The following is a 25,340-nucleotide window of genomic DNA, read 5'->3' as shown; positions in this document are numbered from 1 at the left end:
GGCAAGTTTTGTTAGAATGAAATGGTTGCTATGAAAGAACACATGTTTTTATACGCCAAAAGGGTATAAAAAATTTATTAAAAAAGGATGTGCAAAAATCATTATGTTTTCAATTGCAAAGAAGCACTTGCTTAAGATAGGTCTCGTGAGCCTTTCGTTCTCGATGATCGCTCTTCCTATGCAAGCAAAAGCGGACGATTCATTTCGTTTAACTTCCACGCAACAAGCTTTCATTAATGAGATTGCGCCGCACGCCAAAAAAGTTCAAAAGGAACATGGGATTTTAGCGAGCATTACGATTTCTCAAGCGATCCTCGAATCAAATTGGGGAAAGAGTCAGCTTGCGAAAAAGGGGAACAATCTATTCGGCATTAAAGGAGCGTACAATGGACGTACAATTTATTTGCCGACAAAAGAACACAATGGAGCTTCCTTCGTTGGAACGGCTGCCGGCTTTAAAGCGTATCCGTCGTGGTACGAATCACTGGCTGATCATGCTGAGCTGTTTGCAAACGGTCCAAGCTGGAATCCAAATCTCTATCAGGATTTAGTCGATCAATCCGATTATCGTCTTGCTGCGAAAGCACTTGATTCTACGGGTTATTCTTCTGATCCGAATTATTCGGTGAAACTGATTGCGATTATTGAGAAATTTGGCTTAAGTACTTACGATAAAGAAAGCCAAGTTTCGGAAACACAACCTCTTGGTACTCAAACTTATGCGGTCGGTCGAATGAAAGAAAATTACATTTTAAATGTTTGGAATTCGCCAAATGACAGTCATGCAAAATTATTGGCACGTTTTTCGAGCGATTTTAACCCTAAAATTGAAATCTTGCGCGAAGCAAAAATCGCGAATAATAAAATTTGGTATCAAATTGAGTTTGGCAATGATTCTGGATGGGTGAATAGTGATGCCGTTGAAATCATGTATGCATCAACTGGAAAATCACCTTTTAAAAATCAAAGCCTCGGACTCATGACTGGCGGCTCAACGTGGCATCAAGAATTAATTGGCCATGAAGGCTTTCGTCGTGAATTTGCTCTCGGAGATTCAAAAAGCAAATCACCTTCTTTTTATCAACGCTTTGCTGTAATGAGCACAATTACACTTGTGACGAATACAAAACTGCAGATCAATTTATAAGAAAAAAGCTGAAAATTAGCGGATAAATATTATTCCTAATTTTCAGCTTTTGTGCATTTTAAGAGGCTTCTGAGGATTTTTCTGCTATAATGATGAAGGCAGAAGAATGGGAGGGTTTGAAATGGACGAAGGATTAAAAATGTTAAAAGATTTAACAGATGCGAAAGGCATTGCCGGAAATGAACGCGAAGTACGGCAAGTGTTCGAATCATACATAAAAGATTCAGCTGATGAACTTGTGAGAGATGGCCTTGGTAGTAGTATTGCCATTAAAAAAGGGCAGGAAGACGGCCCCAAAATTATGATTGCCGGTCACTTGGATGAGGTTGGTTTTATGGTTACTCAAATCGACGAAAATGGTTTCGTGAAATTCCAAACTGTTGGCGGCTGGGTGCCTCATGTTATGCTCTCACAAAAAGTAACGATCGTCACTCGTTCTGGTGAAGAAATAACAGGTGTGATTGGCTCGAAACCGCCTCATTTGATGACGGCTGCAGAACGGCAAAAATCATTTGAAATCAAATCGATGTTTATTGATGTCGGTTCTACTGACAAAGCAGAAACAGAAAGTTTTGGAATTCGCCCTGGCGATATGATTGTTCCTGCTTTTGATTTTACGGTAATGAAAAACGAGAAGTTCCTCCTTGCGAAAGCTTGGGATAATCGGATTGGTCTGGCGATTGCGATCGAAGTGTTGAAAAACTTGAAGAAAGAAAATCATCCTAATACTGTCTTCGGCGTTGGAGCAGTGCAAGAAGAAGTCGGCTTGCGTGGTTCTAAAACAGCGGCTCATTTCGTGAAACCAGATATTGGGTTTGCAGTTGATGTTGGGATTGCCGGCGACACTCCTGGAATTCGGCCGGAAGAAGCACAAAGCAAAATGGGGAAAGGACCGCAAATTGTTTTGTATGATGCTTCCATGGTAAGCCATCCTGGTTTGCGAAATTTTGTCACGGATGTAGCCGATGAACTGGGTATTCCTTATCAATTTGAAGCTATTCCAAACGGCGGTACAGATGCAGGTTCGATTCATCTTACTGGTAATGGTATCCCATCGCTTCCGGTTACCATTGCAACGAGATACATCCACTCTCATTCTTCAATTTTGCATCGTGATGATTTTGATGCAGCAGTGAAACTTTTGACGGAAGTGATCAAACGCTTGGATGCTGAAACGGTAAAACAAATTACGTTCGGCTGATAAATACGGCGAAAAGAAGTGTCCATCAATTGGGCGCTTCTTTTTTACAATTGCATTTTCATTGATTTCTTTTTACAATAGAACCATTCCAATAAAAGGAGCGATTGCATTGGAAAATATTTTTGTGACGAGCGGAACGAGTGTGCTTGGGTTTCAAACGATTACACTACTGTCAAAAAACGGCTACTCTGTTCATTCGATCTCAAAACCGCCGCTTCAAGAAAAACTGCTTAAACTTTCTTTGGAAAATCATTGCTTTGGTGATTTTACAGGCTTGTCGGACGCAGAGGTTATACGTTGGTTAAGAGGTATGGATACGGTGTTTTATACTTCCACACTCAGCTCGGATACGATCGCACCAAAACCGGCTCAGGAATTCTTTTTTCGAGAAAATGTGGAGCCGCTTGAACGCTTGATGAAACTTGCTAAGGAAGCCGGTGTAAGACGGTTTATATTATTTACTTCGTTTTATAATGCTTTATCGCGAAAATGGCCGGAACTTGAACTTAGTGAAGTACATCCGTTTATTCATTCGACGCTTGAACAAGAAAAGCTGGCAGATGAACTTACAGCACGCGATTTTCAAGTAGTGGTTTTGCTCACTCCTTTCCTTTTACTCGATGATCCTGATCAAACCACTTCTTTTGCACACCATTTTAAACAGATTCGCCAAACCAGCGAAGCTTCATTGTTTCAAGCAGAACCTATTCGTTGGACATTTTTGACGGAGGCAGGGCTTTCGCGGGCGCTTCAAACGGTGCTTACTGATGATAGGCTCGGCTCTGGAAGTTATCTGCTTGGATCTGGGGATATGGAAGCGCTACGCGTTTATGAGCTTCTTCAAGCGGAGGCGAAGTTTCCTTTTGAAATAAAGCTTGTCACTGCTGCTGACTTGGAAAAACAAGGTATGGCAGAGCGGCAAAGGTTGCGCGAGGATGCTTCTGAAGCTGGACTTGCCTCAATCGAACGTGCTAAATTAAAGCAAAGATCGCTTGTTTTGGATGAAAATCAGTTGGATTCTCGCTTTTATCAAGATGAGCCAGGGCTTGAGGATGCTGTCAGGGCAAGGCTTGCGCAACTTCAATAGGTCTTTTGGCACCTGTTTATCACTGGTAATAACTATGAATTAAAAATAAAAGTTCGATTTAGATTACAAAAATGTTACAAAGGAGAACTATTATGGATTGTATTCGATCTACGAAGAATGAGCGCGTCAAAAAGTGGAAGAAATTAAAGACAAAAAAAGGGAAGACTGGAACATCGCACGTATTTAATTGAAGGTTTTCATTTGGTTGAAGAGGCGTTAGCTCAAGATGGTCTTGTTCGTGAACTTATAATAGAAGAAAAAAATCCTGCTGTTGATAGTTTTCTTGGCGGAGAAGTTTCTGTAACACTTATCAGTGAAGAGGTCAGTTCGGTTTTAAGCGAAACCAAAACAGAGCAAGGGATCTTTGCAGTTGTAGAAATGACTGAACCGGAACTTCTTTTTCTTGTCGGGAAAAAGTTTTTGCTGATGGACGCGGTGCAAGATCCGGGAAATGTAGGAACGATTATTCGAACAGCAGATGCTGCTGGATTTGATGCGGTTATTCTCGGACGCGGTTCTGCGGATTTATACAATCCGAAAGTTATTCGCAGTACGCAAGGAAGCCATTTTCATATTGCAGTCATCGAAGCGGATTTATCGGAATGGCTTTTCCGTCTTCATGATGAAGAAATTCCTGTTTACGGGGCGTTTTTAGATGAAACAGCAGCAAGCTATGATCAAATTTCGCGTAAAGATTCGTTCGCCATCATGGTGGGGAATGAAGGAAACGGTATTTCAAAAGACTTGGAGCAGCATATTCAGCATAAAGTTTATATTCCGATTTATGGTAAAAGTGAATCGTTAAATGTAGCGGTAGCTGCCGGTATTTTAATGTACGCGCTACGCAAATAAAAAATAGAACAAACTTCTGGAAGTTTGTTCTATTTGGAATTAATTTGGAAATGATTCTAAGTCTATTTCATTGATCAGAACAGGTTTCAAGGCCTTTTGAACCGTTTTTAAATAGCTGTTGGCTGCACCCCAGTCGATATTGAATAACAGACCATCTGAGCTTCCGGTTGAAATGACTGTAACTTCGGATTCACCATGAAAATTATTGATATTGATGAATAAGGCAGCTCGGTTGGAGGCTCGAAAATAATATTTTTCATAAGCTAGAGTTGCCAGCTTTTTATTGTCGCCAAAATCTCGTAATTCTTCAAAGACGGGTGTGCTTGCTGATTGCGATAGTTTAATCATATCAATCGTTTCCTCAACGCTACTCTTAACGATGTAACGACGACTAGGCATCGATTTCACTCCTTCCATGAACGCTACTTTTATTGTAAGCCCACGAGCAAAATTTGGCAATTTATCCAATCGCTTTTAAAAAATAAGCAACATGAAATTAATTAGTTACTTTCTATTTGGATTTATGGTATAATAACTCGTGAGGTGAGAGTTATGACTGAAACACACAAAGTATGTCCAAAGTTTGAGTCCGCATTTCAACTTCTTGGAAAACGATGGACGGGACTGATCATCAATGTTTTACTTACGGGTCCAAAACGTTTCAAACAGGTTGCAGGAGAGATCCCGCAAATGAGCGACCGCGTTCTTGCTGAACGTCTAAAAGAGTTAGAAGAGATGGAAATCGTTGTCAGACAAGTCTATCCAGAGACCCCTGTTCGAATTGAATATACCCTTACGGAAAAGGGCAGAGATCTTAAAGAAGTGATGGAGCAAGTTCAGTGTTGGGCCGATAAATGGATTCCGCTTGAACAAGTTGCACAGTGATGCGATAATAAAAAACATGGCAGAGCGTTTGCCGTGTTTTTTATTTTGGTGAAAAAGGGGATGGATAGTTATGAAGAAAAGAACGTTCTTTGCGATTTTCTTACTACTTTTTGTTGTCTTATCAGCTTGTTCAGCTCCGCAAAAGGAAGTATCAAGCGATAAGTCCAGTGATATCAGTGTGATGATCAATGTGACGAAAAATAATGGTAAAGAAGAAGTGAAGACGAAAAAGGTGAAGGCGAAATCTGGATCGACGCTTTATCAAATGATGAAAGCAAATTTTGAGATTAAAGATGATGACGGCTTTATTACGTCTATTGAAGGCGTATCGCAAAATCAAGCTAAAAATCTTTATTGGATGTATGAAATTAACGGCAAATATGCTACAAAAGGTGCGAAAGAAACTAAGCCGAAAAATGGCGATAAAGTGAGCTTCGATTTGCATGAAGCCAAATAAATTCTCTCTTTTTCCGCTAAAAGATCCCAAAACTTTGGCTCTGCTTGCAGTTCTTTCAGCTCTGGCTGTTGCTGGTCGGATTTTGTTCGTTTTTATTCCGAATGTGCAACCGGTGACGTCGCTTGTCATCATGTTGACACTGGTTGCGGGGCTTCGTTTTGGTGCGCTGTTTGCGACGCTCACATTGATGCTGTCCAATCTTATTTTAGGAATGGGGTTTTGGACGATTGGCCAGATTCTTGGCTTTCTCGTGATTGTGCTGTTGACGGGATTTTTCATTCGTCCGTTTCAAAATAAACTGCCCCTTGTTTGGCTAGCCCTTTTTAGCGGGTTTTGCGGATTCGTTTATGGTTTTATTCAAGCGCTGTTTATTGCTCCACTCTACGGTTTTTCGTATTTTTGGGCGTATTATTTGGCGGGGCTTTCGTTTGATGCGCTCCACGCTATCGGTAACATCGCTTTTTATTTGGTGCTTGCTCCGATACTTTTGCCGCTTCTTAGACGACTTTTTCGTGAATATACTTGCTAAAACGTGCGAACCTGTTATAATGAAGGCATAACGAAATAATGCAAAAGACGATGACGGAGGCAAGTAATGGAGAGATTCCTTTTGAGGGAGAAGCGGTCGCTGACTGAAAGCCGCTTTACTGGATACTTCATGAAAATTTCAACTCTAACAGTCGCTGCCGGGAGATAAATTCGAAAGGCAGATCGGTGAAACACCGTTATTTTAATGAAGTGAAAGCAGCAGAGCTGTTTTTATTAGGGTGGTACCGCGAGCAAAACCTCGTCCCTTGTGGATGAAGGTTTTTTTATTTTGTAGAAAAGGAGAGTGATTCTTGTGCTAAAGGAATTAGAAAGTTTAGAAACAGAGGCTGTCTTGCAAATTGATGCAGCTGAAGACTTAAAAGATTTAAATGATCTTCGAGTGAAGTATCTCGGAAAAAAAAGGTCCGATGACAGAAATCATGAAACAAATGGGGAAATTATCGAATGAAGAAAAGCCGCTTGTTGGTGCGAAAGCCAATGAAGTGCGCACACTTCTTGCGGCAAAAATCAAAGAAAAGCAAGATCATCTTGAAAAGGAAGCACTTACGGCACAGCTTGAAGCAGAGTCGCTTGATGTTACTCTTCCAGGAACTGCTGTTCAGGCAGGGGCACCTCACCTTTTAACGCAAGTTGTCGAAGAACTGGAAAATATGTTTATCGGGATGGGGTATCAGATTGCCGAAGGCCCGGAAGTTGAACTTGATTACTATAATTTTGAAGCGCTAAATTTGCCGAAAGGGCATCCGGCACGCGATATGCAAGATAGTTTTTATATTACGGAAAACACACTGCTTCGTACGCAGACCTCTCCGGTACAGGCGCGTACGATGGAAAAACATGATTTTAAAAATGGCCCGATCAAGATCATTTGTCCTGGTAAGGTTTACCGCCGCGATAACGATGATGCCACGCATTCTCATCAATTTACGCAAATTGAAGGGCTTGTGGTTGGAGAAAATATCACGTTTGCTGATCTTAAGGGGACGCTTACGATTCTAGCGAAGCGTATGTTTGGTGAGGAACGTGAAATTCGACTTCGCCCAAGTTTCTTCCCGTTTACTGAACCCTCTGTTGAGATGGATATTTCTTGTTTTGCATGTGGCGGAGAAGGGTGTCGAACTTGCAAGGGAACTGGTTGGATTGAAATTCTTGGGGCTGGACTTGTTCACCCGCGTGTTCTTGAAATGTCTGGCATTGATTCAACGCGCTACAGCGGCTTTGCTTTTGGGCTTGGACCTGAACGGGTTGCGATGTTGAAATATGGGGTTGACGATATCAGACATTTGTATACGAATGATCTGCGCTTTTCGAAGCAATTTGTTGCCAAAGAAATGGGGGAAGTGTAAATGTTAGTTTCTTATAACTGGGTCAAAAAATTCTTCCCGAATCTTAAGCTGGATGCGGATCAGCTTGCTGAAGCAATTACGCGAACGGGAATTGAAATTGAAGGTGTCGACCATTTAGATGAAAATTTGAAAAATATTGTTATCGGAGAAGTTCTGACGTGTGAACAGCATCCGAGCGCGGATAAGCTCAAGAAAACAACGGTTCGTGTGGATAATGATGAAGTGGTTCAAATTATTTGCGGCGCGCCGAATGTGGATGCTGGTCAAAAGGTTGTGGTTGCTCGCGTCGGAGCAAGGCTTCCAGGCGGAATTAAAATTAAACGGGCGAAGCTTCGCGGCGAAGTCTCGGAAGGAATGATTTGTTCGCTGCAAGAGCTTGGTTTTGATAGTAGTGTGGTGCCTAAGGCGTATCAAGATGGAATTTTTGTTCTTCCAGAAGACACTCAAGTTGGTTCAAGTGCGATTACGCTTCTTGGGCTAGATGATGCAGTGCTTGATATGGCGATTACACCAAACCGAGCGGATGCTCTTGGTATGACAGGGATTGCGCATGAAGTCGGTGCAATTGTTCATGAAAAACCAGCGCTTCCCGAACAGCCTGATATCTCTGAAACGGGTTCAATTGAGGGTAAAGTGACGGTTGAAATTAAGGATAAAGAGACAACACCATATTATGCGGTACGATTGATCGAAGATGTACAGGTGGCAGATTCGCCGCTTTGGCTGCAAACTTTATTGATGAAAGCCGGTATAAGACCGCACAGCAATATTGTTGATGTGACGAACTATATTAATCTTCTATATGCGCAGCCGCTCCATTCGTTCGATTATGACAAAATCGGCAGCAAGGAAATTGTGGTTCGCCTTGCGAAGCAAGGCGAAGAGATTACTACACTTGATGGGAAAGTTCGGACGCTTTCGGATCATCATACGGTGATTACGAATGGATCAAACCCGCTTGCGATTGCTGGAATTATGGGCGGCGAAAGCTCGGAGGTCACAGAAAACACAACGCAAATTTTGCTTGAAGGTGCGATCTTTGATAGCAAATATATCGGACAGGCTTCTCGTGAACTTGGAATTCGAACGGAAGCAAGTATTCGGTATGACAAAGGTAGCGACGCATTCAAGGTAGAAGAAGCGCTTGCTCATGGGGCGGCTCTGATTGCAGAGCTAGGTGGCGGAAAAATGATTTCAGGCGTGGCAGAAGAAGATAATCGTGACGAGTATCACAACGAAATTGTTACGAGTTTCTCACGGGTAAATCGATTACTTGGCACAGATGTTTCAAAAGAAGAGATGACAGAAATCTTTGATCGCTTAGGTTTTGCGGCTACTTTTGAAGAGGATGTGATCCGTGTGGATGTTCCTTCTAGACGCTGGGATATCGTGATCGAAGCGGATATTTTGGAAGAAGTGGCACGAATTTACGGGTATGACCGGATTCCTGCGACGCTTCCACTTACAGAATCGGCGGGCGGACTTACTCCTGCTCAAGCAATGCGCAGAGAAACACGCCGCTATTTGGAAGGTGCAGGATTGAATCAAGCCTTGACGTACTCGCTTACTTCGGAAAAAGAAGCGGCAAGGCTTGCCTTAGAGCCTGCAAAGCTTGTAAAACTTGCGATGCCGATGAGTGAAGAACACAGCAACTTGCGGACAAGTATTGTGCCTGGGTTGTTAAAAGCTGCGAGCTACAATACGGCACGGAAAAATACGGATATTTTCCTATTTGAAATGGGTAGCGTTTTTTACGGGACAGATGGCGATGCACTTCCGGTTGAAGAGGAACATCTTGCAGCGCTCCTCACGGGGAACTTTGTGGCTCCGGATTGGCAAAAGGAAACGAAGGCAGTCGATTTCTTCTTGTTAAAAGGAATGCTCGAAGGCTTACATGCACAACTTGGAATCAAGAACCCATTCCGCTTTGAAAAACTTGTACGAGATGACCTCCATCCAGGGAGAACAGCACGAATTTTGCTGGACGATCAAGAAATCGGTTATATCGGTGAACTCCATCCGCTTGTGCAAAAGGAATATGATTTGGCTGAAACGTATCTCTTTGAACTGAATTTCGCTAAGCTTGTCGAAGCTCTGAAAAAACCAGTGCGCTACAAAACGATTCCGCGTTATCCAGAAATGACTCGCGATATCGCGCTACTTGTTGCAAAAGAGGTAGAACATGCCGCGATTGAAACGGTGATTCGCGAAAATGGCGGAGCGCTCTTGCAAGACGTGAAACTATTTGATATTTTTGAAGGTGAAAGTATTGGTAGTGATAAAAAGTCGCTCGCATACTCGCTCACTTATTTAGATCCGGAACGGACGCTTGTTGAAGAAGAAGTAACGGCGGCAACTGAAAAAGTTGTTCAGGCACTTCGCGAACAACTTGGCGCAGAAATTCGTTAATGAATAAGGCTTGGGGGGATTTTCCTCTCAAGTCTTTTTTATACGCTTCTTCACAGAGGGAATCAGGTTCGTTATAATAAAGATAACAACTTTAAAGAAAATGAGGCTGAAACATGACTTACGTCAAACTTAATCAAGTAGTAAAGCGTTACCAAATGGGAGAAAGTGTAGTCACAGCAAATGACGGTGTTGATTTTGAAATCAATAAAGGGGAATTTGTGATCATTGTTGGACCCAGTGGTGCTGGGAAATCAACGGTACTTAATATTCTTGGGGGAATGGATACTTCTGATTCAGGTGAAGTCATCGTTGACGGGGTGGATATCGCGCAGTATTCTGCCAAACAACTGACTGGCTACCGGCGAACGGATGTCGGGTTTGTTTTTCAATTTTACAATCTCGTTCCGAACTTAACGGCAAAAGAAAATGTCGAGCTTGCTTCGCAAATTGTTCCGAATGCGCTTGATGCAGAAAAAGTGCTGGAAGATGTCGGCTTAGCGCATCGTTTAAATAATTTTCCAGCTCAGCTTTCCGGAGGGGAACAACAACGGGTTGCGATTGCTCGTGCGCTGGCGAAATCACCAAAACTGCTTTTGTGTGACGAACCGACGGGAGCACTCGATTATGAGACAGGCAAATCTGTTTTGAAGTTGTTGCAAGATACATGTGAAAATACGGGGACAACTGTTATTGTCATTACGCATAACACAGCGATTACACCGATTGCAGATCGAGTGATTGAAATAAATGATGCGAAGGTTCGGGAGATCCGAGAGAATAAACATCCCGTTTCAATTGACAGCATAGAATGGTGAGAAGGGAGACGGACTTTTGAAAAAACGTGCATTATGGAAAGATATACGGCGTGAAATTTGGCATTCCAAAAGCCGCTTCTTCTCAATTTTAGCGCTGATCATGCTTGGGGTTGCCTTTTTCGTTGGGATTAAAGCAACGGGTCCAGATATGATTGAAACGGCTGATCGCTATTACAAAGATTACAAATTAGCTGATTTTACAGTTCAATCCACCTATGGTTTGAATGGATCTGATCAAGCGGCACTTGAAAATTTGTCAGGTGTAAAGCAAGTAGATATGCAGTACACGGCGGATCTCTTGCTTGGGGATGATCGCCTCGTGATGCGGCTTTATTCGTATCAAAATAGCAGTAAGAAGCTGAATCAATATAAAGCCGCATCTGGTCGCTTACCGAAAAAATCGGGTGAAATTACGCTTGATGCGAGCAACGCGGTGAAGAAGAAAATCAAGCTTGGCGATAAGGTTACTTTTTTCGCGAAAGACGGCTCCAAGCTGACAGATACGCTGAAACGTGATACATATCGGGTTGTCGGCTTTGTGGAGAGTCCGATGTATATTGAAAAAAGCAGTCGCGGCACAAGTACGATTGGGAACGGTTCGACGGATGCGTTCGCGGTGATCCCGCAAGGGGATTTTGACCTTGAGGTCTATACGGCGGCCAATATTCAGTTTAGCAATTTGACGGCAAAAACGGCCTTCTCAGATGGTTATGAAGAGGCTGGTAAGGCGAACAAGAAAAAACTGAAAAAGCTACTTGAAGCGCAGGCGGAAAAACGTGTCGCTACGATTAAAAAAGATGGCTTTTTGAAACTCGACGAAGCAGAAGCGAAACTGAAGGAAAATGAGCAGAAGCTTGCGGAAGGCGAAACAAAATTGAAACAAGGAAAAGCTGAGCTTGATGCCGGTTTTTTAGCGTATCAAAATAAGCGCCGTGCTTATAAGGCGAAAATGGCAGAAGCCGATCGTGAAATTGCGGCAGGTGAAGCAAAACTAGCGGCTGCTAAAGAAACGATTGCCCAGTCGAAAAAGGATATTACAGAAGGAAGCGCGCAGTTAGAGCAAGCGGAGCAGCAGGCGGAAGCTGGAAAGGCACAGCTTGAGGAAGCGAAAAGAGAACTTGCGGAACGTGAAGAAGCACTTCAGACAGCAGAACAGTTTCTAAATGAAGCAAAAGCGCAGACTTTGGTTGAAACCGTGAAACTCGATCCAGAACTGACGGAACTTTATCAGATTGAAGACGGAACACTTTATGTGTCGAGCACTGTAGCGGATGAACTGCGCCAAGTATCTGAGCCTCTTTATCAGGCAATCAAAGGCGGACAAAATTTGGACGAAGCGGAAACCTTGGCAGCAGAGTTTCTAACTGAGGCAAAGCAGGAGCTTGCGACCGGAAAAGCAGCACTTGAAAAAGAAGAGGCTAAGCTTGCACAAGCGGTGAAAACGCTTGAAGCGAAAAAGGCGGAACTTGCGGCAGGAAAAGCACAACTAGCAGTCGGTGAACGCGATTATGCGGCGGGTGTGAAGCAAATCGAAGCTGCGAAAAAAGAGCGCGAGCGCGGAGCGAAGCAAGCCGAAAGTGAATTTAGTGAAGCGCTTCAAAAATTAGACGCATCAAAACAGACCTATGCGGCGAGTGAAGCGAAATTTCAAGCGGAAAAACTACAAGCAGAACAAAAAATAGCGAAAGCACGTCGTGATTTAACGGTGCAGCGTGAAAAATTAGAAACACTGGAAAAACCGAGTTATTATGTGCTTGATCGGTCTAATAATCCCGGTTACGGTGAATATAAGGAAAATGCAGATCGGCTCGCTTCCTTGTCAACGATCTTCCCAGTCTTTTTCTTCTTGATCGCGGCACTTGTATGTCTTACAACAATGACGCGAATGGTCGAAGAACAGCGGACGCAAATTGGGACGCTTAAAGCTCTTGGTTATTCAAACGGCGACATTATGAAGAAGTTTTTAGTTTACGGGTCGTTCGCGAGTATTCTTGGAACTGGGATTGGACTTTTGATTGGTTATCGTTTCTTCCCAGCCATTATTTTTGATGCTTACGGGATGATGTATCAAATGCCGCCCGTCGAATTGGTGTTCTATCCAAGCTACAGTATCATCGCGCTCGTTGTCGCGCTCATTTGTACGACCGCAACAGCATTTGCGGCTTGTACAGCAGAACTGCGTTCAAATGCGGCAACGCTTATGCGGCCAAAAGCACCGAAGCAAGGAAAACGCATTTTGCTTGAGCGCATTGGTTTTATCTGGAACCACATGAATTTCTCAAGTAAAGTAACGGCGCGAAATATTTTCAGGTATAAACAGCGGATGCTTATGACTGTAATTGGTGTGGCGGGCTGTACCGCACTCATTCTTACTGGATTCGGTTTACGTGATTCGATCAGTGATATTGCGAAGCTTCAGTATGGTAGCGTCATTAAATATGATGCGCTCGTTTCACGCGATAAAACGGCAAGCAAGACGGAAAAACTGGATTACGATAAGTTAATGCAAGATGGCAATATCACAAGCCGAATGCAACTTTCAATGAAAAGTATGGATACGGTTCGTTCGGGGAAATCGAGCCAGCAAATTCAGCTTGCGACACTTGAAACAACAAAAGGGCTAGACAAATTTGTGCGGCTCCAGGATCGAAAAACGAAAGAACGTCAGCCACTTCGAGATGATGGTGTGGTTATTACGGAAAAACTGGCGAAACTGCTTGATCTTAAAGTCGGAGAAACGCTTGTATTAAAAGATACAGATCATGAAGAATATCGCTTCAAGGTAAGAGGAATTGCGGAGAATTATGCCGGTCATTATGTGTACGTGACGAAAACTGGCTATGAACGTGCGTTTCAATCTGAGCCCGTATATGATTCGGATTTGCTGAATCTGAAGGATACATCGAAGGCGTGGCAAAATCAATTTGCTGAGAAACTTATGGATGAGGGAGGCGTACTTGCCGTCACGTTTTCCAACACAATCAGTGGTATGCTGACGGATATGCTTAAGAGTCTGAATATCGTTATGGTTGTTTTGATCGTCTCAGCCGCGATTCTTGCGTTTATCGTGCTGTATAATCTCACGAATATCAATGTTTCAGAACGGATTCGTGAACTTTCGACGATTAAAGTGCTCGGTTTTTATCCGAAAGAAGTGACGATGTATGTCTACCGGGAAAATATTATTTTGACGGTACTCGGCATTTTAGTCGGCTTTATCTTTGGATTCTTCTTGCACCAATTTGTCATTCAAACAGCAGAAGTGGATAACATGATGTTCAGTCCGACGGTTACCGCGCCAAGTTATTTATACTCGGCGATCTTAACCTTACTATTTTCTACGATTGTCATGCTCGTGATGCATGTGAAGCTGAAAAGGATTGATATGATTGAAGCACTGAAATCCGTAGAATAATACTAGAAACACACCTTTTATTGGAGAAATAAAAGGTGTGTTTTATTTTACTTTTTATTCGAGTAAGGGTAAAATGAAAAAATAGTTCAGGGGGTGAATCATTGTTTTGAAAGAGGCGATTGATCATTTTATTGATGGATACATGCGTACATATTTATTTGCTTTAAAGGAAATTGATCAAGCCATCGAGCAAGTCGATTTTTATGGAAAGCGGATTTCGATGGAACAGTTTTTTATGTTGCGCGAACTTTGCCGTGAGGAAAATGGGGTTAGTGCAACGCAGCTTTCATGCCGGCTCAATGTGAATAAGAGCGCGGTTTCGGCCAAAATTAAGAATCTTGAAGAAAAAGGATTTTTGGTTCGGTCGCAAAATCCGTTTGATAGGCGAGCTGTTGTTTTGCATGTCTCAGACCAAGGCCGGGAGATTTTCAAAGTATGCGAAAAAGCCATGCAGGATTTGATCGGAGATTGGCTCAGGCGGTTTGGTAAAGAAAACAGTGAAATGTTTATGACGCTTTATGACAGGCTGATTGATTTGGTTATTGTGAATCTTGAACGAGGAGGGAAAGATCAATCATGAAATGGATTTTAAAATTCCGCTGGCCGATTCTAGTTCTTTGGATCGTTTTGCTTGCCGGTTTGCTTTTTACGGCACCAAGCATGGCGGATTTAGTGCGTGAAAAAGGAGAAATCAAGCTTCCAGACGGCTATCCGTCGCAGCTTGCTGGTGAGCTGCAGAAAAAGCACAATCCGGATAGTGACGGAGAGAGTTACATTGCTGTTTATACGGCGAAACATAAGCTGACAGAAGCGAATAAAAAGACGATTGAAAAGTCGCTCAGTTCGATTAAAGCAAACAAAGCGGAGCTGCACGTAACAAATGTGCTCGACAGTTTCGATCAAAAGGAGCTTCAAGATAAGTTTGTTTCAAAAGACGGGAAAACGATAGTAGCAAGCTTGACAGTTGATGCCAAAGAAACCCCTGTAAAAGAAGTACGTAAAGACTTGGATAAGAAAATGAAAGTTCGAGGTGTAGATTCCTATCTCACAGGTAACGCAGTCATTCAGGAAGACGTTGTCCAAGGATCAGAAGATGGTTTGCAAAAAACAGAAGGAATTACCGTCGTCTTTATTTTAGTTGTCCTGTTCCTTGTATTCCGCTCGGTAATTGCCCCTTTTATTCCGCTTGTCACAGTCGGAATCAGTTATTTGACAGCCCAAAGTGTGGTTGCTTTTCTGGTTAAATATTTGGATTTTCCGGTCTCTACCTATACACAAATCTTCATGGTGTGTATCATGTTTGGTATCGGAACGGATTATTGTATTCTTCTGATGAGCCGTTTTAAAGAAGAAATCGGTGATGGTCTCTCGGTGCGCGAAGCGGTCATTAGGACTTACCGTACTGCTGGAAAAACAGTCCTTTATAGTGCGATAGCTGTTTTAGTTGCCTTTGTTTCACTTTATTTTGTGCAGTTTGAATTGTATCGTTCTGCTGTTGCAGTCGGAGTTGGTATCGTGATTTTAATGCTCGGTATCTACACACTTGTCCCATTCTTTATGGGAACACTTGGACGAGTGCTATTTTGGCCACTCAATAAAAATATTGCACATAAGGAAAATAAATTTTGGGGCGGAGCAGGGAAACTTGCTTTTATGCGTCCATTCATTTCGCTTTTGATCGTTGCAATCGTTGTGATTCCTCCGATTGTGCTGCATCAAGGCACGGAAAGCTTTAACTCACTAGACGAAATTAGTGACAGCTATCCGTCAAAAAAAAGGCTTTGAAATTGTTTCTGACAGCTTTGGCGCCGGTCAAGTTTCACCGACACAAATTTACTTGGAAAATGACGATAATATGCGGACAGGTGACTATATTGCACTGCTTGAAAAAGTATCGGCAGACCTTGCAAGCGTGAAAGGTGTCGACATGGTGATGAGTGCTTCACGACCTGCAGGAACGCGACTTGATGCTATCTATGTGAAAAATCAAGCGGGTCAGCTTGAAAATGGCTTGGGCGACGCAAAAGGTGGTATTGAGCAAGTAAAATCAGGCTTGCTTGATGCAAGTGATCAGCTGAACGCCTCTTCGCCAAGTTTGAATCAAGCGGTTGATGGGATTGATGCGCTTCAATCCGGAACAGCACAAACGAAAGACGGCGTAGCGGCACTTAATGTTGCTTTAACGCAAATTCGTGATGGGATTTCAAGTGGCAGTAAAGGGGCGGGACAGTTAAAACAAGCTGTGAAAACGGCTCGTTCAGAGCTTGCCAAACTCGAAAGCGGGCAAAAGCAGCTTCAGCAGGGCTATGTGACGATTCAGCAAAATCTGCAGAAAGCAGCGGATTCGCTTGCGCAATTCTCTGGTGGAAATGCTGGTCAAATTGATACAAGCGGACTTACGAATCAAATGAAGAAAGTAGGCAATTCGCTGCAAGCCTTCGCTGCGGCACATCCCGATGCCACTCAAAATGCTGAGTTTCAAAATTTGATGCGCGATGTGGCAGGACTTGAAACAGCAGGATCTGCTTTTGAAAATCAGCTGAAATCGCAACTTGGGAAGCAAATGGCGGCGCTTGAAGCGAAGATTAAGGAATTGAATCAAGGGCTGAACCAGCTTTCTGATGGAATGAAACAATTAAATGCAAAATCGGAACAAATTTCAACGGGACTTTCTGCATTCCATGCAGGTCTTGGTCAAATTGAAACAGGGTTGACGCAACTTGAATCGGGGCTTACCCAAGCGGCAACGGGTCAAAATCAAGTAATTTTGAAACTGCCTCAACTTGAATCGGCACTAGCTCAAATCGAAGGCGGACAGGCTGAACTTAAAACTGGCTTTTCCGCTGTAAGCGGCCAAATCGGCGAGCTCTCGAACGGACTTTCAAGCGGAGCTTCGGGCCTCACGCAAGTGGAGTCGGGACTATCGCAAGCAAACGGACTGCTAAACGACTGGTCGGAACAGTCTTACAATAATTCTGGAATTTACGTGCCGGATGAGCTCTTGACGAATCCCGAGTTTAAGCAAGCGCTCGATCAATATCTATCAAAAGACGGCAAACTTGCAACGATCAATGTTGTACTCAAAAAAAAATCCGTATTCCAATGCTGCGATGGAAGATATTCCGAAGTTAAATGAGCAGCTGAAAAGCAGTTTAAAAGGAACGAAACTAGAAAACGCAAAAATCGGAATCGGTGGTATGACAAGTATGAACTACGATACACGCGACATGTCGCTTGCCGATTACCACCTTGTGATTGCGCTCGTTTTAATTAGTGTTTTCGTAACGCTTGTTATTTTACTTAGATCGATGGTGATGCCGCTTTACTTAGTGGGATCAATTGTTGTCACTTACTTTGCATCGCTTGGTTTTACGGAAATCATTTTTACACGTCTGCTAGATTATAACGGATTAACGTGGGCAACCCCATTCTTCAGCTTTGTTGTACTTGTCGCGCTTGGCATTGACTATTCCATTTTCCTCATGAGCCGGTTTAATGAGTATAGCGGAATGGGCGTGATGGAGCGGATGATTCTGACGATGAAAAACATGGGCGGTGTCATTTTCTCGGCTGTGATTATTCTTGGCGGAACGTTTGCGGCGATGATGCCGGCTGGAGTGCTGTCGCTACTTGAAATTGCGACAGTCGTCTTGATCGGCTTAATCCTTTATGCAGTGGTGGTCTTGCCGCTATTTGTACCGGTAATGGTCAAACTATTTGGCAGAGGAAACTGGTGGCCTTTCATATCATCAGCAGGTGAACGCGGCAAAAAAGAACAATAACAGGCAAAAAGCACATTTCCCGCGGGAAATGTGCTTTTTTTGGCGTAAGGCGTGAGACTTTAGTATAATAAAAAAGAAAAAAACTAGAGGTGACAGCACGTATGATTCAACTTGGAAATGATTGGGATGGACTTTTAGCAGATGAATTTAAACAGCCATATTACCTAGAGTTACGGGAGTTTTTGAAACAACAATACGGATCAAAACAAGTTTATCCGGATATGTATGACTTATTTAATGCGTTAAAATACACATCTTATGAAGCCGCAAAGGTTGTCATATTGGGACAAGATCCGTATCACGGACGCGGGCAAGCACATGGACTTTCTTTTTCTGTTCAAAAGGGGATTCGGATACCACCTTCGCTCGAAAATATTTTTCAAGAACTGAAAAATGACCTTGGCTGTTTCATTCCAAATAATGGGTATCTGAAACCTTGGACAGATCAAGGCGTGTTACTTCTTAATACAGTGCTTACGGTTGAAGCAGGAAAAGCAAATTCACACAAGGGACAAGGCTGGGAAAACTTAACCGATGCCGTGATTCGTTTGCTGAACCAAAAGGAAGCGCCGCTCGTTTTTATTTTATGGGGAAATAATGCTAAACAAAAAACAGCTTTGCTGAATAACCCTAATCACTTGATCCTAACAAGTTCGCATCCAAGCCCTTATTCAGCAAATTATGGTTTTTTTGGCTCCAAGCCATTTTCTAAAACGAATGACTATTTAGTGTTGCACGGTGAAGCGCCAATTGATTGGCAAATTCCGAATTTATATGAAAAAGCTTGAAATCAAGAAGTATACCCTGATTTCAAGCTTTTTTAATTGTTAGCAATGTGCAGTGCTTTTTCGGTGTTGGCAAAATGCTGCTTTGTGTAGCGCCCAAGTGTTTCTAGACCGTGTTGCCTGATAATAGCTGCCGCTTCTTGATCGACTTTGGCACCTGCACCTTTTGTAAGAGACATTCCAAGTTCCTGCTCCATCTCGCTGAAAACTTGAACAAACTTATAGCGCGCTATAATCGAAGCAGCCGCAACCGCTAAATGCAAGCCCTCTGCTTTCGTTGCGAAATATACATTTTCACGCAAAACGATAGGTTCGTTTGCAAGGTAGCGGTAATAAGTATTTTTCTCAGCAAACTGGTCAATTAAAACAGCTTCAGGTTTTTCTGGTGCCATCCGCTTTAAGACATTAAGAAGTGCATGATTATGGAGAATGGCTTTCATTTTCCCTTGATTCATGCCACCTGCAATCAGTTCGTTATATTTTTCATTTGGACAAACAAGCGTGCTATGCGGAACAATCGGAATGATTTTTTTAGCAATCCGGCAGATTTCAGGGTCTTTCATCGCTTTTGAATCCTTCACGCCAAGCTGTTTTAGCAAATCAAAATGTTCGCGGCTCACATAACAGGCAGTCACTGTAATCGGTCCAAAAAAATCTCCCGTTCCGACTTCATCAGAACCAAGAACATTGCGCGTCGCAAAATCAGGAGGAAGTGTTTGAACCGCTACGGACGTTTTTTTTCTTTGCCGGGTTGGCTGTGCTCCATTTTGCTGCCTCAACTTCACCTTGAGCGCCTTGAAACATCACTTTTCCAGACCGATAAGCTGTGACCGTAAGACCATTTTTCTTGGCTGAAAAAAGTGCACCCGGCGGAGTTTTCCCCGTGAAAAAAGGTTGGTATTCCGCTTTCATTCGTTCGATTTCCGCTGGTGCTGCGGTGATCACTGTGTTTGCAATAAGTCTTCTTCCTCTCACTTTCAAGATATGGGTATTGTACCATAAAAAACGTAAACAGAAGTAAACTTTTCCGTCTCAAGGCTGATTCTTCGGTAAAAACGCTTTCCCAGCTTTCCATCTCTGTTTTTTCATGATAATATTGGAGAGTAGAGTTGCACAAACAAGTTGTGAAGGAGGGAACAGAGTGGCTCTTGACGAAAAAAATAGAATCATAACCACCATTTACGGCAGAGAATATACGATCGTCGGCTCTGAACCGACTGATCATCTTCGTAAAGTAGCACAGATTGTTGATAGTAAAATGCACGAAATCGGTGCGCAGAATCGAGCGCTTGATAGCGGAAGATTGGCAGTGCTTACGGCAGTCAACATGACCCATGATTACTTGATGTTGCTTGAAAAATATCGTGAGCTTGAAAAACGATTAGAAAATTCATAAAGGACGAGATTAATGATTTTAAATATTGTACTCATTATTTTATTGATCGGCGGCTTTTTTAATGGTTACCGCAATGGACTGCTTCGCCAGTTGATTACAACAATCGGCTACTTTTTAGCTTTTTTTTGTGGCTTACCATTACTACGAACTGCTTTCGCCGAAACTACATTTCATTCCCTATCCCGAACTCGACAAGTCGGATGGGAGCGTCTATGAACTTTTAAAACTGCTTCACACAGAAGAAGCATACTATAACATTTTAGCGTTTATCTTCATTTTTGTGGCGGCGCTGATTGTAGTGCACATGCTGACAGCAGTTACCGGCTCCCGCACGAAAATCCCGGTTGTCAGCCAAGTGAATGGTTTGATCGGCGGGCTTCTCGGTGTTATTGCGACGTATCTGTTTCTGTTCGTCTTTCTTTATCTCGGTGCGGCTTACCCGTCTGAGTGGCTGAAAAATGTCTTAGAAGGATCAAATGTTGCGCAGTGGATTCTTGAAAATACGCCGATTTTATCCGAACGCTTTTACGACTGGATGACACGTGTGATTACAAAATAGAAAGAATGAGACCAGCGGATTCGACTGGTCTTGTTTTCGTAAGAGGTGAAAGAAAATGGTGAAAACAAAAAAAGAAGTCATTCGGCTGCTTGAGCAAATTGCTTTGTATATGGAATTAAAAGGTGAGAACAGCTTCAAAATTTCAGCTTTCCGGAAAGCCGCGCAAAGCCTTGAAACAGATGAACGCAGTTTAAGCGAAATGGAAGACATCACCGCGCTTCCAGGAATCGGCAAAACAACCGGAGAAATAATCGCTGTATTTTTGGAAACGGGGGAGTCTCCTGAGCTTCAAAAACTGCAAGCAGAAGTTCCAAGCGGCTTAATCCCCCTCTTAAATGTGGAAGGACTTGGCGGCAAAAAACTATCGCGTCTCTATCATGAATTAGGCGTGACAGATCAGGAAAGTCTGCTTACGGCTGCAAAAAGCGGTAAAATCGAGGCACTTAAAGGATTTGGCAAAAAGTCGGTTGAGAAAATGGTTGAAGGTGTTGCGGCACTTGGAAGCCGTCCAGACCGCTATCCCTTTCCAAAAGTGCTTCCTGTTGCAAGCGCGGTAGAAGCGTACCTTTCTGGAATCACAGAAATAGAAGAGTTTCATCCAGCGGGCAGTATGCGCCGTTTACGCGAAACCTTAAAAGATTTGGATTACGTCATCGCAACCAAACATCCAGATGCGGTTAAAAAGGCCTTGCTACTTTATCCGGATATTGCGGAAGTGATCGGTGCAGGCGATACTAAAGTTTCAGTTGAACTTGATGCGGGAATTAAAATCTCTGTAGACTTCCGCATGATTGAGCCAGAGAGTTACGCGACGACCTTACATCACTTTACTGGGTCAAAAGAGCATAATATTAAAATGAGACAGCTTGCAAAAGCGCGCGATGAAAAAATCAGCGAATATGGTGTTGAGCGAGAAGACGGTTCTGTTCAGCATTTTGAAAGCGAGACAGCTTTTTTCAAACATTTCGATTTACCGTTTATTCCGCCAGAAGTGCGAAGAGACGGAACAGAAATTGAACGTATTCAAACTGAAAAACCGCGCTTCATTGAACTTCAAGATATACGCGGCGATCTGCATATGCATACAACATGGTCAGACGGGGCGTATTCGATTCGCGAAATGATTGAAGCAAATATTGAAAAAGGCTACGATTACATGGTGATCACGGATCACGGTAAATTTTTGCGTGTTGCAAACGGGTTGAATGAAGAACGGCTGATGAAGCAGCAGGAAGAAATTAGGCAAGTTGCAGCTGACTATCCTGAAATTGATGTCTATTCTGGAGTTGAAATGGATATTCTGACAGATGCAGCCTTGGATTTTTCAGATGAAATCTTGCAACAATTGGATTTCGTGATTGCTTCAATTCATTCCGGATTCAGTCAGACCGAAACTGAAATCATGAAGCGGCTTGAAACGGCAGCGACAAACCCTTACGTTCGTTTAATTGCCCACCCAACCGGACGAGTAATCGGCCGCCGCAAACCGTATGCCGTAAACCCTGAACAATTGATTAAACTAGCACACGATACAGGGACTGTTCTCGAACTCAATGCCAATCCAGAACGACTTGACCTGAATGCGGAGCATCTTCAAATGGCGACAAACGCTGGAGTGAAAATTGCGATTAATACCGATGCACATGATACCAAGCATCTTGATTTTATGGAAATCGGAGTGCGAGCAGGTGTAAAAGGCTGGCTTACAAAATCCGATGTACTGAATACAATGAGTAAGCAAGAATTTAAGGATTTTTTACAAAAGAAGAAATAGAGGAATGACCGATGGAAAAAAAACTCGAAAACATTTTAGAATTCGATAAAATTAAAAAACAGCTGCTTGAATTCGCTGTTTCAAGTTTAGGTGAAGCAGCAGTTTCAGCACTCAGCCCAGCAGATTCATTTAGAGAAGTTGAACTTTCACAGCAGGAAACTGAGGAAGGCGCCAAGGTGATTCGACTACGTGGAAGTGCTCCAATAACGGGGCTCACAGATGTGGCACCGCACTTGAAACGGCTTGAAATCGGCGGGGATTTAAACGGTCTTGAAATCTATCAAATCGGCAGTAATTTACGAGTCAGCCGATTGATGAAAAATTTTATGGCAGACCTTGAAGATCAAGGGATTGAACTTCCGCTTTTATATACGATTTCAGCAGAACTGCTAAGCTTGCGCGATTTAGAAGAAGAGATCGCACTTTCAGTTGATGAATCTGGCTATGTGCTTGATTCAGCAAGTGATACGCTACGCGGATTGCGACAAACCTTATCTCGGACAGAAGGTCGCGTTCGTGAAAAACTGGAAGGACTTTTGCGTGATCGAAATGCAGCGACAATGCTTAGCGATGCAATTATTACAATTCGAAATGACCGCTACGTTATTCCAGTTAAGCAGGAATATCGCAGCCATTATGGCGGCGTCATTCACGACCAATCGGCTTCTGGGCAAACACTCTTTATTGAACCGCAGAGTGTTGTTGATTTAAATAATGAGCGTCGTGCACTTCAAGCGAAAGAAAATCAAGAAATTGAACGCATTTTAGCCGAACTTTCGGCACGGCTTGCAGAATATATTCAAGAAATTCATCATAACACTTATTTGCTTGGACGATTTGATTTCATTCTAGCAAAAGCTCAGCTTGGTAAAGCAATGAAAGCTGTTACGCCTAGATTAAATGAAAACGGTGTGGTCAAGTTGTATGCTGCACGCCATCCGTTGTTAGATCCTGAAAAAGTGGTAGCAAATGATATCCTGCTTGGCGACGGCTATTCAGCGATTGTAATTACCGGACCAAATACTGGCGGTAAAACCATTACGCTGAAAACGTTAGGACTGCTTACAATCATGGCGCAGGCCGGTTTGCAGATTCCAGCGCAAGAAGAATCGGAGATTGCTGTGTTTGAGAATGTATTTGCAGATATCGGTGATGAACAATCAATTGAGCAAAGTTTGAGTACCTTCTCATCACATATGACAAATATTGTCTCGATTTTGCAGAAGATGAATGCGCGCTCACTGATTTTATTTGATGAGCTTGGCGCGGGTACTGACCCGCAGGAAGGTGCTGCCCTTGCGATTTCAATTTTAGATGAGGTCTCAAAGCGTGGCGCAAGTGTTGTTGCGACAACCCATTATCCTGAACTGAAAGCATACGGCTATAATCGGCCGTTTGCAACGAATGCCTCGGTGGAATTTAGTGTAGAGACGTTAAGTCCGACCTATAAACTTTTGATTGGAGTTCCCGGCAGGAGTAATGCATTTGAAATCTCGAAGCGGCTTGGTTTGGATGACGCGATCATTGGTTCAGCACGAGCATTGATTGATACAGAAAGTGCAGATTTAAACGATATGATTTCAAGTCTCGAAGAAAAACGCAACTTAGCAGAGAAAGAATATCAAGAGGCCCAAGAAACGACACGCGATGCAGAACGGTTGTTAAAAGACCTACAAAAAGAAATTACGGCTTATTACCATGAAAAAGATCGTCTAGTTGAACAGGCTAAGAAGCAAGCTGCTCAAATTGTTGAGAAAGCAGAAGAAGATGCGGATGTGATTATTCGAGAAATTCGGGAGCTTCAGCTTCGCGGGGCGCAAGGCATCAAGGAACATGAATTGATTGATGCTAAAACCCGCTTGTCGGAGGCGAAGCCGAAGACCATTCAAAAACGTGTCGTTCATCAAACAGCTCCAGTTAAGCATAAGTTTAAAGCGGGTGATGCTGTTCGCGTACTTTCGCTCGGACAAAAGGGAACACTAATTGATCAGGCGAGCACAAAAGAATGGAATGTTCAAATTGGGATTATTAAAACCAAAATTAAAGAAAACGACTTAGAATACATTCAACCGGAAAAACCGAAGAAGCAGCGCATCATTACGAATGTCCGAAATACTGAGCCAGTTAAAGCAGAACTCGATTTACGCGGAATGCGTTATGAAGATGCTCTTCAAGCAGTGGATAAATATATTGATGAAGCGCTTCTTGCTGGCTATCCGCGTGTGGCTATTATTCACGGAAAGGGAACGGGAGCACTGCGAACAGGTGTAACCGAGTTCTTACGCAACCACCGAATGGTGAAAGCCATTCGGTTTGGAGATGCGGCAGAAGGCGGCAATGGCATTACGATTGCTGACTTAAAGTAAGCTTTGTGAGCAAAAAAATGGAACACCCGGTATACTCGGTGTATACTGTGGATACATTAAGAGTTAGGAGTTGAAACCAGCATGGCTGATATTAAAGCAATTACAGATGCGACCTTTGAAGAAGAAACAAAAGAAGGCGTTGTATTAACAGATTTCTGGGCAGCTTGGTGCGGACCTTGCCGTATGGTAGCCCCAGTTTTAGAAGAAATCGCGAATGAACGCGGTGATCAATTAAAAATTGTTAAGATGGATGTTGATGAAAATCAAGAAGTTCCAAGCCAATTTGGAATAATGAGCATCCCGACACTTCTTGTTAAAAAAGATGGTGAAGTTGTAGATACAATCATCGGATACCGTCCAAAAGAAGAATTGGATGAAGTCATCAACAAGTATGTGTAAAAGCCTTTAAAATATGGTAAAATAGGGACACCGCGAAAATTGCGGTGTCTTTTTTTGAAGTGGAATGAAGGAGCGCTTTTTGAAGCGTTTTTTAATGATATGAGGGAGTTGATCTA

The 25,340-nt window shown here is 42.9% G+C and carries 15 protein-coding genes, 6 pseudogenes and 1 other annotated feature; of the genes and pseudogenes, 19 read left to right on the top strand and 2 right to left on the bottom strand.

The window, feature by feature from the left end; genetic code table 11:
• Positions 1 to 103 precede the first annotated feature (103 nt).
• The 4 genes and pseudogenes from MFLO_RS11635 to MFLO_RS11620 all read left to right on the top strand — a co-directional run bounded on the left by MFLO_RS11635 (position 104) and on the right by MFLO_RS11620 (position 4,287).
• Positions 104 to 1,147 (top strand): glucosaminidase domain-containing protein, encoded by a 1,044-nt coding sequence (locus MFLO_RS11635; RefSeq protein ID WP_036098158.1) that lies wholly within the window; start codon positions 104 to 106, stop codon positions 1,145 to 1,147.
• A 121-nt stretch (positions 1,148 to 1,268) separates the two neighbouring features.
• Positions 1,269 to 2,348, top strand: a complete 1,080-nt coding sequence (locus tag MFLO_RS11630; RefSeq protein WP_036098157.1) for a M42 family metallopeptidase — start codon at positions 1,269 to 1,271, stop codon at positions 2,346 to 2,348.
• 109 nt (positions 2,349 to 2,457) lie between these two features.
• Positions 2,458 to 3,435 (top strand): NAD-dependent epimerase/dehydratase family protein, encoded by a 978-nt coding sequence (locus MFLO_RS11625; protein ID WP_036098156.1) that lies wholly within the window; start codon positions 2,458 to 2,460, stop codon positions 3,433 to 3,435.
• Positions 3,436 to 3,527: 92 nt separating this feature from the next.
• A pseudogene (locus tag MFLO_RS11620) lies at positions 3,528 to 4,287 on the top strand (TrmH family RNA methyltransferase).
• A gap of 39 nt (positions 4,288 to 4,326) precedes the next feature.
• Here MFLO_RS11620 and MFLO_RS11615 read toward each other — a convergent pair.
• Entirely contained in the window at positions 4,327 to 4,686 is a 360-nt protein-coding gene (locus MFLO_RS11615; protein ID WP_036098155.1) for a DUF6054 family protein, read from the bottom strand.
• Between the two features lie 153 nt (positions 4,687 to 4,839).
• Here MFLO_RS11615 and MFLO_RS11610 point away from each other — a divergent pair, with 153 nt between their 5' ends.
• The 10 genes and pseudogenes from MFLO_RS11610 to MFLO_RS11565 all read left to right on the top strand — a co-directional run bounded on the left by MFLO_RS11610 (position 4,840) and on the right by MFLO_RS11565 (position 18,733).
• Positions 4,840 to 5,172: a winged helix-turn-helix transcriptional regulator gene (locus tag MFLO_RS11610; protein ID WP_036098153.1), complete on the top strand. Its 333-nt coding sequence runs from the start codon at positions 4,840 to 4,842 to the stop codon at positions 5,170 to 5,172.
• A 70-nt stretch (positions 5,173 to 5,242) separates the two neighbouring features.
• Positions 5,243 to 5,629, top strand: a complete 387-nt coding sequence (locus MFLO_RS11605) for a DUF4430 domain-containing protein (RefSeq protein ID WP_036098152.1) — start codon at positions 5,243 to 5,245, stop codon at positions 5,627 to 5,629.
• On the top strand, positions 5,616 to 6,158 hold the full coding sequence (locus MFLO_RS11600; protein WP_036098151.1) for an ECF transporter S component: 543 nt from the start codon (positions 5,616 to 5,618) through the stop codon (positions 6,156 to 6,158). Before MFLO_RS11605 ends, MFLO_RS11600 begins: the two co-directional genes overlap by 14 nt.
• Before the next feature lie 41 nt (positions 6,159 to 6,199).
• Positions 6,200 to 6,427, top strand: a binding site (T-box leader).
• Positions 6,428 to 6,470: 43 nt separating this feature from the next.
• A pseudogene (gene pheS / locus MFLO_RS11595) lies at positions 6,471 to 7,524 on the top strand (phenylalanine--tRNA ligase subunit alpha).
• Positions 7,525 to 9,933, top strand: a complete 2,409-nt coding sequence (gene pheT / locus MFLO_RS11590) for a phenylalanine--tRNA ligase subunit beta (protein ID WP_036098150.1) — start codon at positions 7,525 to 7,527, stop codon at positions 9,931 to 9,933. It begins immediately after the preceding pseudogene.
• A gap of 113 nt (positions 9,934 to 10,046) precedes the next feature.
• Positions 10,047 to 10,748, top strand: a complete 702-nt coding sequence (locus MFLO_RS11585) for an ABC transporter ATP-binding protein (RefSeq protein ID WP_036098148.1) — start codon at positions 10,047 to 10,049, stop codon at positions 10,746 to 10,748.
• A 16-nt stretch (positions 10,749 to 10,764) separates the two neighbouring features.
• Complete coding sequence (locus tag MFLO_RS11580) at positions 10,765 to 14,163, top strand: FtsX-like permease family protein (RefSeq protein ID WP_036098147.1); 3,399 nt, start codon at positions 10,765 to 10,767, stop codon at positions 14,161 to 14,163.
• Positions 14,164 to 14,269: 106 nt separating this feature from the next.
• The gene (locus MFLO_RS11575) at positions 14,270 to 14,743 is read left to right on the top strand and encodes a MarR family winged helix-turn-helix transcriptional regulator (RefSeq protein ID WP_241433643.1); all 474 of its coding nucleotides are present in this window, start codon (positions 14,270 to 14,272) and stop codon (positions 14,741 to 14,743) included.
• Positions 14,740 to 17,945, top strand: a pseudogene (locus MFLO_RS11570) (MMPL family transporter). The gene MFLO_RS11575 and the pseudogene MFLO_RS11570 overlap by 4 nt, the downstream one beginning before the upstream one ends.
• A gap of 101 nt (positions 17,946 to 18,046) precedes the next feature.
• Positions 18,047 to 18,733 (top strand): uracil-DNA glycosylase, encoded by a 687-nt coding sequence (locus MFLO_RS11565; RefSeq protein ID WP_036098144.1) that lies wholly within the window; start codon positions 18,047 to 18,049, stop codon positions 18,731 to 18,733.
• A 32-nt stretch (positions 18,734 to 18,765) separates the two neighbouring features.
• Here MFLO_RS11565 and rnhC read toward each other — a convergent pair.
• Positions 18,766 to 19,642: pseudogene (rnhC, locus tag MFLO_RS11560) on the bottom strand (ribonuclease HIII).
• Between the two features lie 175 nt (positions 19,643 to 19,817).
• Between rnhC and zapA the strand changes: the two are divergent.
• From zapA to trxA, 5 genes and pseudogenes are all read left to right on the top strand, one after another.
• Positions 19,818 to 20,139 (top strand): annotated as a pseudogene (gene zapA / locus MFLO_RS11555) (cell division protein ZapA).
• A pseudogene (locus MFLO_RS11550) lies at positions 20,139 to 20,685 on the top strand (CvpA family protein). The pseudogenes zapA and MFLO_RS11550 overlap by 1 nt, the downstream one beginning before the upstream one ends.
• A gap of 55 nt (positions 20,686 to 20,740) precedes the next feature.
• Positions 20,741 to 22,459, top strand: a complete 1,719-nt coding sequence (polX, locus tag MFLO_RS11545) for a DNA polymerase/3'-5' exonuclease PolX (RefSeq protein WP_036098142.1) — start codon at positions 20,741 to 20,743, stop codon at positions 22,457 to 22,459.
• 11 nt (positions 22,460 to 22,470) lie between these two features.
• Positions 22,471 to 24,825, top strand: coding sequence for an endonuclease MutS2 (locus MFLO_RS11540; RefSeq protein WP_036098141.1), 2,355 nt, complete (start codon positions 22,471 to 22,473; stop codon positions 24,823 to 24,825).
• 81 nt (positions 24,826 to 24,906) lie between these two features.
• Complete coding sequence (gene trxA, locus MFLO_RS11535) at positions 24,907 to 25,224, top strand: thioredoxin (RefSeq protein ID WP_036098140.1); 318 nt, start codon at positions 24,907 to 24,909, stop codon at positions 25,222 to 25,224.
• The last annotated feature ends 116 nt before the right edge of the window (positions 25,225 to 25,340 follow it).

Source organism: Listeria floridensis FSL S10-1187 (assembly GCF_000525875.1).
In the GTDB taxonomy this organism is placed as follows: Bacteria; Bacillota; Bacilli; order Lactobacillales; family Listeriaceae; genus Listeria; species Listeria floridensis.
The sequence above is the reverse complement of the archived record's forward strand: the minus strand, read 5'-3'. Positions and strand labels throughout refer to the sequence as shown.

What these genes read in the sequence shown, in the direction of transcription:
- MFLO_RS11610 (WP_036098153.1), top strand. Translation starts at nt 4,840, where the DNA reads ATGACTGAAACACACAAAGTATGTCCAAAGTTTGAGTCCGCATTTCAA.
- MFLO_RS11635 (WP_036098158.1), top strand. Translation starts at nt 104, where the DNA reads ATGTTTTCAATTGCAAAGAAGCACTTGCTTAAGATAGGTCTCGTGAGC.
- MFLO_RS11600 (WP_036098151.1), top strand. Translation starts at nt 5,616, where the DNA reads ATGAAGCCAAATAAATTCTCTCTTTTTCCGCTAAAAGATCCCAAAACT.
- MFLO_RS11540 (WP_036098141.1), top strand. Translation starts at nt 22,471, where the DNA reads ATGGAAAAAAAACTCGAAAACATTTTAGAATTCGATAAAATTAAAAAA.
- MFLO_RS11585 (WP_036098148.1), top strand. Translation starts at nt 10,047, where the DNA reads ATGACTTACGTCAAACTTAATCAAGTAGTAAAGCGTTACCAAATGGGA.
- polX (WP_036098142.1), top strand. Translation starts at nt 20,741, where the DNA reads ATGGTGAAAACAAAAAAAGAAGTCATTCGGCTGCTTGAGCAAATTGCT.
- MFLO_RS11615 (WP_036098155.1), bottom strand. Translation starts at nt 4,686, where the DNA reads ATGCCTAGTCGTCGTTACATCGTTAAGAGTAGCGTTGAGGAAACGATT.
- MFLO_RS11565 (WP_036098144.1), top strand. Translation starts at nt 18,047, where the DNA reads ATGATTCAACTTGGAAATGATTGGGATGGACTTTTAGCAGATGAATTT.
- trxA (WP_036098140.1), top strand. Translation starts at nt 24,907, where the DNA reads ATGGCTGATATTAAAGCAATTACAGATGCGACCTTTGAAGAAGAAACA.
- pheT (WP_036098150.1), top strand. Translation starts at nt 7,525, where the DNA reads ATGTTAGTTTCTTATAACTGGGTCAAAAAATTCTTCCCGAATCTTAAG.
- MFLO_RS11605 (WP_036098152.1), top strand. Translation starts at nt 5,243, where the DNA reads ATGAAGAAAAGAACGTTCTTTGCGATTTTCTTACTACTTTTTGTTGTC.
- MFLO_RS11630 (WP_036098157.1), top strand. Translation starts at nt 1,269, where the DNA reads ATGGACGAAGGATTAAAAATGTTAAAAGATTTAACAGATGCGAAAGGC.